The sequence below is a fragment of the Microbacterium sp. RG1 genome, assembly GCF_005347485.1.
Taxonomy (GTDB): domain Bacteria; phylum Actinomycetota; class Actinomycetes; order Actinomycetales; family Microbacteriaceae; genus Microbacterium; species Microbacterium binotii_A.
Genome location: NZ_CP034121.1, coordinates 2,508,097 through 2,521,436 on the forward strand (window position 1 = coordinate 2,508,097; position 13,340 = coordinate 2,521,436).

The window sequence follows — 13,340 nt, forward strand, 5'->3', positions numbered from 1 at the left end:
AATGAACCACCGAACGGGGATCCAGTGATCGAAGAGGGCAAGCCGCTCTTCCTGCAGATCGCGGAGAGCGTCGAGGACGCGATCGTCGACGGCAGCCTCCGCGAGGAGGACCAGGCGCCGTCGACGAACGAGCTCGCCGCGTTCCACCGCATCAATCCCGCCACCGCGGCAAAAGGAGTCAACATGCTCGTCGACAAGGGAGTGCTCTACAAGCGCCGCGGCGTCGGTATGTTCGTCGCCCCCGGCGCCCGCGAGGTGCTGCTGAGCGAGCGCCGCACCGCGTTCGCCGACCGCTTCGTCGAGCCGCTGCTGGCCGAAGCCCGCCGGCTCGGGCTCGGCCCGGAGGACATCACCCATCTGATCGCGGACCGCGCCGCCCACACCCCCGATGCCAGCACCGACACCAACGAAGGAGCGAACCAGTGACCGCCGTGATCGAGGTCAGCGCACTGACCAAGCGATACCGCGACACCGTCGCGATCGACGACGTCAGCTTCCGCATCGAGAAGGACGCCATCTACGGCCTGCTCGGCCGCAACGGAGCGGGCAAGACGACGATCATGTCGATCCTCACCGCGCAGAACTTCGCCACCTCGGGACAGGTGCGCGTGTTCGGCGAGGACCCCTACGAGAACGCCGGCGTACTCTCGCGCGTCTGCTTCGTCCGCGAGAGTCAGCGCTACCCCGACGACGCCCTTCCCATCCACGCGTTCCGCATCGCCCGGCTCTTCTTCCCGAACTGGGACCAGGAGCTCGCCGAGCGCCTCATCGCCGAGTTCCGTCTGCCGATGAAGACACGCATCAAGAAGCTCTCGCGCGGGCAGCTCTCCGCGGTCGGCGTCATCATCGGGATCGCCTCCCGCGCTGAGATCACCTTCTTCGACGAGCCGTATCTCGGACTGGATGCCCTCGCCCGCCAGGTCTTCTACGACCGCCTGCTCGAGGACTACGCGGAGCACCCCCGCACCATCATCCTGTCGAGCCACCTCATCGACGAGGTGTCGAATCTCCTCGAGAAGGTCATCGTCGTCGAAGGCGGCCGCGTGCTGCTGGATGAGGACACCGAGGCGCTGCGCGAGCGCGCGACGAGCGTCGTCGGCGACGCGGAGGCGGTCGACGCCTTCGTCGCCGGGCGCGAGGTGCTGCACCGCGAGAGCCTCGGCCGCGTCGCATCCGTCACCGTCCTCGGCGCGCTCACACCGGACGAGCGCGCGCGCATGCGGGATGCGGGCCTCGAGCTCGCTCCCGTCTCCCTCCAACAGCTCGTCGTGCGCCTCACACAGCGCGTCGAATCCCCCGCTCTCGAGAACGGAGCCGTGCGATGAACCGCATCCTCAAGGTCGTCCGCATGCAGCTGACCAACAAGCAGACCTTCGTGTGGGTCCCGCTCATCGTGCTGGGCGGCGCGTTCGCCCTCAGCCTCGCCGTCTACGGCATCCTCTACAGCGCCGGGGTGACCGGCGCCTTCTACGGTGGGGGCGCGCAGGCTCCCCTCTGGTACTTCGCGGTCATCGGCGCCCAGGCGCTGACCATGACCTTCCCCTTCTCGCAGGCGATGAGCGTGACCCGCCGCGAGTTCTTCCTCGGCACGATGCTGACCGCTGTGCTCACCGCCGCCATGCTCGCCGTGATCTTCGTCATCGGCGGGCTCGTCGAGACGGCGACCGGCGGCTGGGGACTCAACGGCTACTTCTTCGCCGTCGGAGTCATCTGGGAATCGGGAGCCGCGCTGGCGGGACTCTTCTACTTCGTGCTCGCCCTGTTGTTCTTCGTCTCAGGCTTCTGGGGCGCGACGATCTTCAAGCGCTTCGGCACGTTGTGGCTGATCGTCACCCTCGTCGCGATCGCCGCGGTCATCGTGCTCGCCCTGTTCGCCGTCACGCGCATGGATGCCTGGCCGTCGGTCGTCGACTGGTTCGTGTCGATCGGATTCGGCGGCATCACGCTCCTGGTCGCGGGGATCGCCGCGGTACTGGCCGCCATCGCCTTCCCGACGCTGCGGCGCGCCACCCCCTGAGAACGACGGATGATGGAGGGGGCGCGATCCCGGATAGGAGTCAAGATCCCGCCCGTGACGAGGAGAACAGCATGAGCGATTTCGCGCGACGAGTCGATGCCATCACCGTCGATCAGCTTCGGGCCACCGGAGCCACGAAGTGGTCGGCGGAGGACGGCGCGCTGGGCGCCTTCGTCGCGGAGATGGACTTCGGCATCGACCGGAGGATCACCGAAGCGCTCCACCGGGCGGTCGACGCGGGATCGTTCGGCTACATGCCCCGAGGCATGGCCGCCGATCTCTCGGAGGCGACGGCGGAGTTCGTCGGCCGCCGCTACGGGTGGCAGGTTCCGGCATCGGATGTGTGGGGTGTGCCGGATGTCATCGTCGGTCTCGAACTCGCGATGGAGCACTGTTCGGCCCCGGGCTCCAAGATCATCGTGCCGACGCCCTCGTACATGCCGTTCCTGTTCGTGCCGCCGATGCGGGGGCGTGAGGTCATCGAGGTCCCGCTCGCCGTACGCGACGGCCGATACGAGTTCGACCTCGACGCCCTCCAGCGCGCATTCGACGACGGCGGCAACCTCCTGCTGCTGTGCAACCCGTACAACCCGGTGGGACGCGTCTTCAGTCGCGAGGAGCTCGTCGCCGTCTCCGAGGTCGTCGAGCGCAACGGCGGACGCGTGTTCTCCGACGAGATCTGGGCTCCGCTCGTCTTCAGCGGGTCGACCCACATCCCGTACGCGTCGATCTCCGGGGCGGCCGCGCAGCACACGATCACGGCGATGAGCGCCTCCAAGGCCTGGAACCTGCCCGGACTCAAGTGCGCGCAGCTCGTGCTCACGAGCGACGTCGACCGGGAGACCTGGGCGAGGATCGGACCGTTCGCCGGCCACGGCACGAGCAATCTCGGCGCCGTCGCCAACGCGGTGGCCTACCGCGACGGCGACGACTGGCTCGCCGAGCTCGTGCCCTACCTCGAACGCAACAGGGACGCCCTTCGGGATCTCGTGGCCGAGGAGATCCCGGGGGCATGGATGCCGGAACCCGAGGGAACCTACGTGGGATGGATCGACTTCCGCGACGCCGGCCTCGGCGACGCGCCCGCCGATTTCTTCCATCGGGAGGCATCCGTCCAGCTCACGGAGGGAACCATGTGCGGTGTCGCCGGCACCGGTTTCGCGCGGCTCATCTTCGCGACCCCGACGCCGGTGCTCGAAGAGGTCGTCCGCCGCCTCGGCGCCTCGCTGCGCACACGCCCGACCGGCTGAGCGCAGCGCCGTGATCGTCGCGCTCCCGCGCCCGGGAGCGCCTCTGCGATCAGTCGGTGGCGGATGCGGCGGCCTCGTGGTGACGAATCACCTCGGCTACGACGAAGTTGAACCACTTCTCGGCGAACGCGGGGTCGAGATCCGCCTGCTCGGCGAGACTCCGCAGCCGCGCGAGCTGTCGCTCCTCGCGAGCGGGGTCGGAGGGAGGCAGGCCGTGCTCCGCCTTCAGTGCTCCGACGGCCTTCGTGCAGCGGAAACGCTCCGCCAGCATGAAGGTCAGCGCCGCATCGATGTTGTCGATGCTGGCGCGCAGCCCCTGGAGGGTGGAGATCGGGTCGACGGGCTCGGTCATGGCGTCCTCCTCGCGCTCGACACTACCGCGCGGGCCGCGCCCTAGAGTGTGGTCATGACCGATGAATCGGCTGGGTCCGTCGATCCCGCATCCGCTCCGCCCACCGCCACGGGTCTTCGCTGGCGCGCCGTGCACCACCCGTTCGCCCTCGGGTTCTTCGTGACCCTCGGCGGCCTGCTCGCACTGGTGCTGGGACTCGCCGTCTCGAACCTGTCCACGGTGCTGATCTACGTGGCTTTCGCGCTGTTCGCCGCCCTCGGTCTCGACCCGCTCGTGCGGTTCTTCGAGAAACGCGGCGTCGCACGCATCTGGGGCATCGTCATCGTGTTCGTCGGCTTCGCGATCGTGCTGGCCGGGGTGCTGCTGCTCATCATCCCGACCGTGGTGCAGCAGATCGCAGAGTTCGTGAACGGGGTGCCGCAGCTGTTCACCACGTTCCAGCAGAGCGACCTTTATCGATCGCTGCACGACACGTTCGGCAGCGTCCTGCCCGACATCCTCGGCCACGTGCAGGATTTCATCACCAACCCGACCAACATCGCCTCCATCAGCGGCGGCGTGCTCAAGGTCGGCGTCTCGATCGTCACGGGGATCTCCGGCGGGATCATCATCCTGGTCCTGAGCCTCTACTTCACGGCCTCCCTGCCGACGATGAAGAAGTCGCTCCTCTCGCTCGCACCCGCCTACTCACGCACCAAGGTCGCCTCCCTCACCGAGGAGATCGCGGACTCCATCGGCGGATACCTGCGCGGCATGGTCGTGCTGGCCCTGTGCAACGCGGTGTTCGTGCTGATCATGTTCCTGGTGCTCGGCCTGCCCTTCCCGCAGCTGTTCGCCGTGGTCGCGTTCTGCATCACCCTCATCCCCCTCGTCGGAACGGTGCTGTTCTGGGTGATCGGCTCGGTGTTCGCCCTGTTCGCGAGCCCGATGGGTGCGCTCGTGTTCGCGATCGCCTATCTGGTCTACATGCAGCTGGAGGCATACCTGCTCACGCCCCGCGTCATGAACCGCACGATCTCGATCCCGGGATCACTCGTGGTGATCGGCGCGCTCGTGGGCGGCACACTGCTCGGGCTGCTGGGAGCGCTCGTCGCGATCCCCGTCACCGCGTCGGTGCTGCTCATCGTGAAGCAGGTCATCATCCCGAAGCAGGACGCCAAACTGCATCCCGACGCCTGAGGTCGCCGACTCCCCCGTCAGCGGATGGGCAGCAGGCAGGTCGGCGACGGCACGGCCACGCGCGAGCGTACGCGCTCCGCGATGCCGGTGCGAAGATCCAGGGCGACGGCCGCGACCTCATCCGAGCGCTGACCGGCGACGAGCACGGTGTCGCGGGAGACGACGTGATGGCGCGGCCAGTCCACGCCGCTGTCGGCCAGGGCGACGAACTGCAGCTGCTCGCCGGCGCCTGCCACCCGCACGGTCGCGAGGGTGTTGCTGCCGCGCACGCCGGCGAGGAGGAACGTGCCGTCGGAAGACGCGGCCAGCTCGGCAGCGGTGTCGCCGTCGAGGGTGCCGGCCAGCTGCACGCCGCCGATCAGACGCCAGGTGCCCGACGCATCCGGCGCCAGAACGAACACCTCGCGCGAGAGCTCGGCCACGACGTAGAGATGACCGCTCGGATGCCACACCCCGTGGCGCGGGCCGCTGCCCCGGGGAAGCACGACCTGGCCCGCCGCGCGCATCCCGGCACCGGAGGGGCGCCAGAACCGCACGAGATCAAAGCCCATGTCGGTGGTGGCCACCGCGCCGCCGGGAAGAAGGATGCTCTGGTGGGCGTGCGGCGTGCGCTCCAACACGGGGGTCTCGAGCTCGGGGGCGACGGGCGCCCGCGACTCCCCCAGGTGCGGGATGAGGTGCGCGTACTCCTCGCCCGCAGCCTCCCGCAGGGCACGAGCAGCCGCCTCGAGGCTCACATCGGCGGCCTCGGCGACGGCGGTCGACACCGACATTCCCGAACCGGCATACGGATCGACGGGAGCCGGTGCCACAGAGGGCTGCGACGGACGCCCGGCGGCGTCCAGCGTCATCCGCACGACGCGGCCGTCTCCCCAGCACGTCGCCATGAGCCAGGAGCCGTCGGGCGCGACGGCGATATGGCAGACCGCCTCTCCCGCAGAGATCGGCGGACCGAGACGCTCGTAACGGGACTCGCCCGTGCGACGGAACGCCTGTACCGCACCCGCCGACTCGAGAGCCGCGTAGATCACCTCGAGGGTGGGGTGTCGAGCGACCCAGGAGGGTGACCCGTCGACGGGAGCGACCACGCCGGCGAAGGCGAGCGCCGATCCCGCGAGCGACTGGTCGGCGGCGCCGGCATGCAGTTCACCGATGCCCTCGCCGATGCCGTCCATCTCGGCGCCGTAGCCGCCGGTGAGCAGCCTCACGTCAGTCGACGAGGTCGTGGCGCACGATGACGGCGTCACGCGCTGCGCCCACACCGATCACCGAGATGCGGGTACCGCTCAGACGCTCCAGTGCCAGAACGTAGTCCTGCGCCGTCTGCGGGAGCTCCTCGAACGTACGCGCGGTCGAGATGTCCTCCGACCAGCCCGGCAGGTACTCGAGGATCGGCTTGGCATGGTGGAACTCGGTCTGGTTCACCGGAACCTCGTCGAACCGCACGCCGTCGACGTCGTAGGCGACGCAGACCGGGATCTGCTCGAGACCGGTCAGGATGTCGAGCTTGGTGAGCACGAGGTCGGTGATGCCGTTGATGCGCGTGGCGTAGCGGGTGATGGGAGCGTCGTACCAACCGACCCGGCGCGGACGGCCCGTCGTGGTGCCGAACTCGAACCCGCGCGAACGCAGCCACTCGCCCTGCTCGTCGAACAGCTCCGTCGGGAAGGGCCCGGACCCGACGCGCGTCGTGTACGCCTTGACGATGCCGACGATCCGGTCGAGCCGGTTGGGGCCGACACCCGAACCGGTCGCGGCGCCGCCGGCGGTCGCCGACGAGGAGGTGACGAAGGGGTACGTGCCGTGGTCGACGTCGAGCATCGTGGCCTGGCCGCCCTCGAAGACGACGACGTCTCCCGCATCCAGCGCGTCGTTCAGCAGCAGTCCGGTGTCGCAGACCATCGGGCGCAGCCGCTCCGCGTACGAGAGCAGGTCCTCCACGATCTCGTCGACCGTGATGGCGCGGCGATTGAACACCTTCACGAGCAGGTGGTTCTTCTGGTCGAGGGCTCCCTCGACCTTCTGACGCAGGATGTTCTCGTCGAACAGGTCCTGGATGCGGATGCCGACGCGGTTGATCTTGTCGGCGTAGGCGGGGCCGATGCCGCGGCCGGTCGTGCCGATCTGACGCTTGCCCAGGAAGCGCTCGGTGACCTTGTCGAGCGTGCGGTGGTACTGCGTGATCACGTGTGCGTTGGCGCTGACGCGCAGGCGCGACGTGTCGACGCCCCGCGCCTGGAGTGCCTCGAGCTCGTAGAAGAGCACCTCGAGGTCGACGACGACGCCGTTGCCGATGACGGCGTTCACGCCGGGCGAGAGGATGCCGGACGGCAGCAGGTGCAGGGCGTACTTCTCGTCGCCGATCACCACCGTGTGCCCGGCGTTGTTGCCGCCGTTGAACTTGACGACCCAGTCGGTGCGCGAGCCGAGCAGATCGGTGGCCTTGCCCTTGCCCTCGTCGCCCCACTGGACGCCGACGATCACGATGCCTGGCATGGGTGGCTCCCTCGAATCGGGTGGCTGATGACGGCACCTGACGGCACCGGAAGACGCGACCCCGCCGAGCGGGAGGTCTCCGGGCAGTCTATCGAGCCGGTCTCGCGCGAGCGCGCGGGGAATATCCCGATCGCCCGGCGCATTGCCTTCCGTGACGCCCGATTGGGCACCCCGCCCCCGAGTTCCGAGAATGGACACATCATGTCCGCCCGTGAAGACCACGCCCGCTGGCACGCCGCGCGCGAACGCGCCGTCGCCGCCCCCACCGGCAACCTCGCCCTCGTCGAGACACGCTGGACCGGTGCCCGAACGGATTTCGGCGCCGCGCAGGCGTCGGCCGCGCCCACCGTGCAGGTGACCGAGATCGAGCGCACCGACATCGACACCGGTGAGCCGCAGCACGGTCTGCGGTTCTGGGATGCGGCATCCCCCGCGATCGGCGCGTTCGAGCGCATCGACACCTACGACTACGACCCGGACTGGGTCATCGACGGCACATTCCGCCCGGTGGAGGCCTCGCGAACCGTGCCGTTCGAGCACATCCGCGACAACGGCGGCACCCGCGATCTCATCGTGCCGGGCGACATCACCGCGACGATCGGCGGGGTGGAGCGCTCCCTCGCCGCCTTCGACGACGGCGGGAAGCTGCTGCTCGTGTTCGGCGACACCACCAACGGCGTGGAGACCTACGGGCCCGGTCGGTTCCTGTTCGTGCAGCACGTCGAGGGCGACCCGCACGCCGTCGTGCTCGACTTCAACCGCGCCTTCGTACCTCCGTGCGGATTCTCCGCGCAGTACAACTGCCCGCTTCCCCCCACATCCAACCGATTCGAGGTTCCGGTGCGCGCGGGCGAGAAGTCCGTCGTCTTCCGCGACGGCTTCGACATCTACGCCGCCTGACGCGGCGACGCACAGCATCCCGACCCCCACCCACAGCACCCTGGAGCATCCCCGCATGAGAAGACCTCTGCTCGCCGTCACGGCAGCCGCTGCCGCAGCCCTGCTGCTGGCCGGCTGCGCCGCCGGTTCCGGCACGGCCGAGAACGCCGACGACGCCACGATCGTGATCGGCTCGCTGTACGAGCCGCAGAACCTGAGCAACACGCAGGGCGGCGGTCAGGGCGTGACCGAGGCCTTCAACGGCAACGTCTACGAGGGGCTCTACAAGCTCACCGACGACGGCGAGGTCCAGCCGCTGCTCGCCGAGTCCGAAGAGGTCAGCGACGACGGCCTGACCTACACGATCACGCTGCGCGAGGGCGTCGAGTTCCACTCCGGCAAGAAGCTGACCTCGGCCGACGTCAAGGCGAGCGTCGAGGCCGTCCTCGCCGACGATTCGAAGTCGGCACGCAAGTCGAGCTTCGGCCCGATCGCGGACATCGCGACCCCCGACGAGAACACGGTCGTGTTCACGCTCTCGCAGCGCTCGATCTCGTTCCTCTACAACCTGAGCTACGTGTGGATCGTCAACACCGAGGCGGGCGATCTGACCACGACCGAGGACGGCACCGGCCCGTACACGCTCGACGAGTGGAAGCAGGGCAGCACGCTGACCCTGAAGCGCTTCGACGACTATTGGGGCAGCCCCGCGAAGAACGCCGAGGTCGTCTTCACCTACTTCACCGATGCGACGGCCGAGAACAACGCGCTGCTGACGGGCGAGATCGACCTCATCACCAGCATCCAGGGCCCCGATCAGCTGGCGCAGTTCGACGGCAACAGCGACTACGTCGTGAGCGAGGGCACCTCGACGACGAAGGAGCTGCTCGCCTTCAACGACCGCGTCGCCCCGTTCGACAACGTCGACGTGCGCAAGGCCGTCTACTCGGCCATCGACACGAAGAAGCTGCTGACCTCGATCTGGGGCGACTACGGCACCCTCATCGGCTCGATGGTCCCGCCCACCGACCCCTGGTACGAGGACCTCACCGGCGTGAACCCCTACGACCCGGCGCTGTCCAAGACGCTTCTCGCACAGGCGGGCTACGCCGACGGTTTCACCTTCACCCTCGACACCCCCAGCTACGACCCGCATCCCGCCGTGGCGGAGTTCCTGCAGTCGCAGCTGGCGGAGGTCGGCATCACGGTCGAGATCAACACGATCAGCGCCGACGAGTGGTACACGAAGGTCTTCAAGGACCGCGACTTCACCGCCACCCTGCAGGAGCACGTGAACGACCGCGACGTGGTCTGGTACGGCAACCCGGACTTCTACTGGGGCTACGACAACCCGCAGGTGACCCAGTGGGTCTCCGAGGCCGAGCAGGCCACGACCGTCGACGAGCAGACGTCGCTCCTCAAGCAGGTCAACGAGCAGATCGCGGCCGATGCGGCTAGCGTGTGGCTGTACCTCTACCCGCAGATCGTCGTCGCCTCCAGCGACGTCAGCGGGTACCCGGTCAACGGCTTGAACTCGCAGTTCTTCGCCTACGACATCGTCAAGTCCTGATCGACGGATGATGCCGCCGACCGACCGGGTCGGCGGCATCATCCATTCCCGGTGAACCCCATGGTCGTCTATCTGCTGCGTCGGGCCGCGTTCCTCGCGGTCTCCCTCGTCGTCGCCATGGTCGTCATCTTCGTCCTGCTGCGACTGCTGCCCGGCGACCCCGCCAACGCCCTGCTCTCGGTGGACGCGACCCCGGAGCAGATCGCTGCCGCCCGCGCCCAGGTCGGCTCCGACCAGCCACTGGTCCAGCAGTTCGCCACGTGGGCCGCGCAACTGCTGCGCCTCGACCTCGGTGAGTCGTACATCTCGTCCCGGTCGGTCGGCGACGAGGTCGCGGCGCGACTGGCGATCACGCTCCCGCTCACCCTGCTCGCCTTCGGCCTCGCGCTCGTCGTCTCGCTGATCGTGGGCATCACCGCCGCGGTGAAGGCCGACCGCTGGTACGGCATCCTGCTGTCGGGGTTCGCGCAGCTCGGGGTGGCGGTTCCGGTGTTCTGGGTCGGCGTCATCCTGGTGTGGATCTTCGCCCTCCAACTGGGCCTGCTCCCCTCGGGAGGATTCCCCCGCCACGACTGGGAGGATCCCGCCGACGCCCTCCGTTCGCTGACCCTGCCCGTCATCACGATCGCGATCGTGATGAGCGCGTCGCTCAGCCGCTACGTGCGTGCCGCGACCCTCGACGTGCTCGGCAGCGACTACCTGCGTACCGCCCGGGCGGGCGGCGCATCCCGCGCCGAGGCGCTCCTGCGTCACGGGGTGCGAAACGGTGCCGTGCCGGTCGTCGCCGTCCTCGGTATCGAACTCTCAACGACCCTGCTGGGCGCCGTCGTCGTGGAGAGCGTCTTCACGCTGCCGGGGCTCGGCAGCATGCTGCTCACCGGTATCGAGCAGCACGACTTCGCCAACATCCAGGGCGTCCTCGTGGTCAGCACCCTGTTCGTGCTCCTCGTCGGTTTCGCCGCCGACGTGGCGCAGCGTCTGATCGACCCGCGCCTGCGCACGAGCGTCTCGGGCAACCGATGAGCGGCGCGGAGCTGAAGGCGCGCACGGATGCGGTGGCCACCGCATTCGTGCGGCGGCGCCGGCCGCACGCGACCCTGATCATCGGGATCGTGCTGGTGGGACTCGTCGTGCTCACCGCGATCGTCTCGCTCGTCTGGCTGCCGTATCCGCTGAGCGACATCAGCGGCGACCGGCTCGAACCGCCGGGCCCCGCGCATCTGCTCGGCACCGACCGCTTGGGGCGCGACCTGCTGAGCCAGCTCATGGTGGGTGCCCGCATCGCTCTGACGGTCGGGGCGGGTGCGGTGCTGATCGCCGCCGTGATCGGGATCTCGCTGGGGCTCGTGGCCGCGTTCGCCCGCCCATGGCTCGACGACACGCTCTCGGCCGCTCTCGACGTGGTGATCGCGTTCCCCGTCCTGCTGCTGGCGATGCTCGTGGTCGCCGTACAGGGCCCGTCGCTGTTCTCGGCGATCCTCGCGATCGGGCTGGCGATGTCGGCCGTGGTCGCCCGGTTGACCCGCATCCTGGCGCGTCGCGTCCTCGGCGAGCAGTACGTGATCGCGGCACGCACGAGCGGGACGCGCCTGGGCGGCATCATCCGGCAGCACGTCCTGCCCAACATCGCGCCGACGCTCGTCGTGAGCCTCGCACTGCAGTTCGGCATCGCGGTGCTCGCGGAGGCGAGCCTGTCGTACCTCGGTCTCGGCGCCCCGCCGCCCAACGCATCGTGGGGGCGCATGCTGCAGGAGGCGCAGGGCACCGTGCTGACCGCGCCCGTGGGGGCCATCGCGCCCGGCATCGCGATCGTGGCGCTCGTGCTGGGCATCAACTTCCTCGCCGACGGACTGCGCGAGTGGACCGACCCGACCCGTCGGAGGTCGCGATGAGCCTTCTCTCGGTGACCGGACTCTCGGTGCGCGCCGGCGATGTCACGCCCGTACGCGACATCTCGTTCGAGGTCGCTCCCGGCGAGCGCGTCGGGGTGATCGGCGAGTCCGGATCCGGAAAGTCGCTCACCGCCCTCGCGGTGCTGGGTCTGCTGCCGCAGGCGTTGTCCGCATCCGGTTCGATCCGGCTCGACGACCGGGAGGTCGTAGGCACGCGGGATGCGGACCTGCGGAGCCTGCGGGGCCCCGTCGCGCAGATCGTGTTCCAAGAGCCGCTGACCGCCCTCGACCCGCTGATGCGGGTGGGGAATCAGATCGCCGAGCCACTGCGGCGCTGGCGGGGGCTCCGCGGCGCGCCGCTGCGCGATGCCGTCGCCGCAGCACTGGCGGAGGTCGCCCTGCCCGACTCCCGTATCGCCCGCGCGTACCCGCACGAGCTGTCGGGCGGTCAGCGTCAGCGCATCGCCATCGCGATCGCGCTGGCGGCCCAGCCGCGTCTGCTGATCGCGGATGAGCCGACCACGGCCCTGGACGTCACGGTGCAGGACGGCGTGCTCGCGCTGCTCGAGCGTCTGGTCGCCGACCGCGGGATGGCACTGCTGTTCATCAGTCACGACCTCGCGGTGATCTCCCGTATGGCCGAGCGCGTGATCGTGCTGCGCCAGGGTTCGATGATCGAGCAGGGGACGGTGCCCTCGGTGCTCACCGAGCCCGCGCACCCGTACACGGCGCAGCTGATCGGCAGTGCACGCATCCTCGACACGGCCCTCGACGCGGGTCCGCGGGACGAAGGGGGTGCGCGATGAGCGTGCTGGAGCTTCGCGCAGCTGGGTTCGCGTACGGGTCGCAGACGGTCCTCGAGGACGTGTCGCTCTCCGTCGATGCCGGTGAGTCCGTCGGGCTGGTGGGCGAGTCGGGTGCGGGCAAGTCCACGATCCTGCGCCTGCTGCTGGGGCTGTCACGTCCGCGCGACGGCGAGGTGCGCTTCGACGACGCGCCTCTCGCCCTGCGCGATCGCGCGCTCATGCGGCGGTTCCGCGCGAGCGTGCAGCCCGTCTTCCAAGACCCGTACTCGTCGCTCGATCCCCGCCAGCGCATCGATCGGATCGTCGGGGAGCCGCTGCGCTCGCTGGACCTCGCGTCGGGAGCGGATGCGGCTGCCCGCGTCGCCGAGTCGGTCGCCGCGGTGGGGCTGTCCCCGGACACCCTCGAGCGCTATCCGCACGAGTTCTCGGGCGGCCAGCGCCAGCGCATCGCGATCGCCCGGGCGATCGTGTCGCGTCCGCGCGTGCTCCTCGCCGACGAGCCGGTGAGCGCGCTGGATGTGACCACGCGCGTGCAGGTCATCGAGCTGCTCGCTCGCCTGCGCGAGGAGACGGGCCTCGCGCTGGTGATGGTCTCGCACGACCTCGGTGCCGTCGCCGCCCTGTGCGAGCGGACGGTGGTGCTGCAGCACGGCCGCGTCGTGGAGGAGGCGCCGACCGCCCGCATCCTCACCGCCGCCGAGACCCCCTACGCCCGCGAACTGGTCGCCGCGGTCCCCCGCCTCCCCCGCTGACCCCGCTCACCGGTCTCCCCTTTGCCCGAGTTGCGTCGCAGTTGCGCAAACGCCACACTTTTGCGCACCCGCGCCTGAGAACAACTGTGGCGGGTGCGCAGAAGCGTGGCAGTTCGCATCCGGCGACCGCCCCCACCGCACCCCGCG

At 69.3% G+C, this 13,340-nt stretch carries 14 protein-coding genes; 11 read left to right on the top strand and 3 right to left on the bottom strand.

Translation table 11 applies throughout. The features are described from left to right. Positions 1 to 24: 24 nt before the first annotated feature. From EHF32_RS12180 to EHF32_RS12195, 4 genes are all read left to right on the top strand, one after another. Positions 25 to 426: a GntR family transcriptional regulator gene (locus tag EHF32_RS12180; RefSeq protein ID WP_137418434.1), complete on the top strand. Its 402-nt coding sequence runs from the start codon at positions 25 to 27 to the stop codon at positions 424 to 426. After that, positions 423 to 1,325 carry an ABC transporter ATP-binding protein gene (locus tag EHF32_RS12185; RefSeq protein WP_137418435.1) on the top strand — a complete coding sequence of 301 codons (903 nt, stop codon included), beginning with the start codon at positions 423 to 425 and terminating at the stop codon, positions 1,323 to 1,325. The genes EHF32_RS12180 and EHF32_RS12185 overlap by 4 nt, the downstream gene beginning before the upstream one ends. Next, positions 1,322 to 2,017, top strand: a complete 696-nt coding sequence (locus tag EHF32_RS12190) for a hypothetical protein (protein ID WP_137418436.1) — start codon at positions 1,322 to 1,324, stop codon at positions 2,015 to 2,017. Before EHF32_RS12185 ends, EHF32_RS12190 begins: the two co-directional genes overlap by 4 nt. A 71-nt stretch (positions 2,018 to 2,088) precedes the next feature. Beyond that, on the top strand, positions 2,089 to 3,267 hold the full coding sequence (locus tag EHF32_RS12195; protein ID WP_137418437.1) for a MalY/PatB family protein: 1,179 nt from the start codon (positions 2,089 to 2,091) through the stop codon (positions 3,265 to 3,267). 49 nt (positions 3,268 to 3,316) lie between these two features. Here the strand turns inward: EHF32_RS12195 and EHF32_RS12200 are convergent, their stop codons facing one another. Further along, the gene (locus tag EHF32_RS12200; protein ID WP_137418438.1) at positions 3,317 to 3,619 is read right to left on the bottom strand and encodes a chorismate mutase; all 303 of its coding nucleotides are present in this window, start codon (positions 3,617 to 3,619) and stop codon (positions 3,317 to 3,319) included. Positions 3,620 to 3,673: 54 nt separating this feature from the next. Here EHF32_RS12200 and EHF32_RS12205 point away from each other — a divergent pair, with 54 nt between their 5' ends. Next, on the top strand, positions 3,674 to 4,798 hold the full coding sequence (locus EHF32_RS12205) for an AI-2E family transporter (RefSeq protein WP_137418439.1): 1,125 nt from the start codon (positions 3,674 to 3,676) through the stop codon (positions 4,796 to 4,798). 17 nt (positions 4,799 to 4,815) lie between these two features. Here EHF32_RS12205 and EHF32_RS12210 read toward each other — a convergent pair whose 3' ends face one another. After that, positions 4,816 to 6,006: a lactonase family protein gene (locus EHF32_RS12210; protein ID WP_137418440.1), complete on the bottom strand. Its 1,191-nt coding sequence runs from the start codon at positions 6,004 to 6,006 to the stop codon at positions 4,816 to 4,818. A gap of 1 nt (position 6,007) precedes the next feature. Then, complete coding sequence (locus EHF32_RS12215) at positions 6,008 to 7,294, bottom strand: adenylosuccinate synthase (RefSeq protein WP_137418441.1); 1,287 nt, start codon at positions 7,292 to 7,294, stop codon at positions 6,008 to 6,010. A 201-nt stretch (positions 7,295 to 7,495) separates the two neighbouring features. On the opposite strand from EHF32_RS12215, the gene EHF32_RS12220 reads away from it, so the two are divergent. From EHF32_RS12220 to EHF32_RS12245, 6 genes are read left to right on the top strand one after another with little or no spacing between them, the layout of a single operon-like run. Next, positions 7,496 to 8,194 (top strand): DUF1684 domain-containing protein, encoded by a 699-nt coding sequence (locus tag EHF32_RS12220; protein ID WP_137418442.1) that lies wholly within the window; start codon positions 7,496 to 7,498, stop codon positions 8,192 to 8,194. Between the two features lie 55 nt (positions 8,195 to 8,249). Then, complete coding sequence (locus tag EHF32_RS12225) at positions 8,250 to 9,743, top strand: ABC transporter substrate-binding protein (RefSeq protein ID WP_137418443.1); 1,494 nt, start codon at positions 8,250 to 8,252, stop codon at positions 9,741 to 9,743. A 60-nt stretch (positions 9,744 to 9,803) separates the two neighbouring features. Further along, a complete protein-coding gene (locus EHF32_RS12230; protein ID WP_137419231.1) occupies positions 9,804 to 10,766 on the top strand; it encodes an ABC transporter permease in 963 nt (320 codons plus the stop codon). Next, positions 10,763 to 11,635 (top strand): ABC transporter permease, encoded by an 873-nt coding sequence (locus EHF32_RS12235; RefSeq protein ID WP_137418444.1) that lies wholly within the window; start codon positions 10,763 to 10,765, stop codon positions 11,633 to 11,635. The genes EHF32_RS12230 and EHF32_RS12235 overlap by 4 nt, the downstream gene beginning before the upstream one ends. Then, positions 11,632 to 12,441: an ATP-binding cassette domain-containing protein gene (locus EHF32_RS12240; RefSeq protein WP_137418445.1), complete on the top strand. Its 810-nt coding sequence runs from the start codon at positions 11,632 to 11,634 to the stop codon at positions 12,439 to 12,441. The genes EHF32_RS12235 and EHF32_RS12240 overlap by 4 nt, the downstream gene beginning before the upstream one ends. Next, positions 12,438 to 13,193 carry an ABC transporter ATP-binding protein gene (locus EHF32_RS12245; protein ID WP_137418446.1) on the top strand — a complete coding sequence of 252 codons (756 nt, stop codon included), beginning with the start codon at positions 12,438 to 12,440 and terminating at the stop codon, positions 13,191 to 13,193. The genes EHF32_RS12240 and EHF32_RS12245 overlap by 4 nt, the downstream gene beginning before the upstream one ends. Positions 13,194 to 13,340 lie beyond the last annotated feature (147 nt).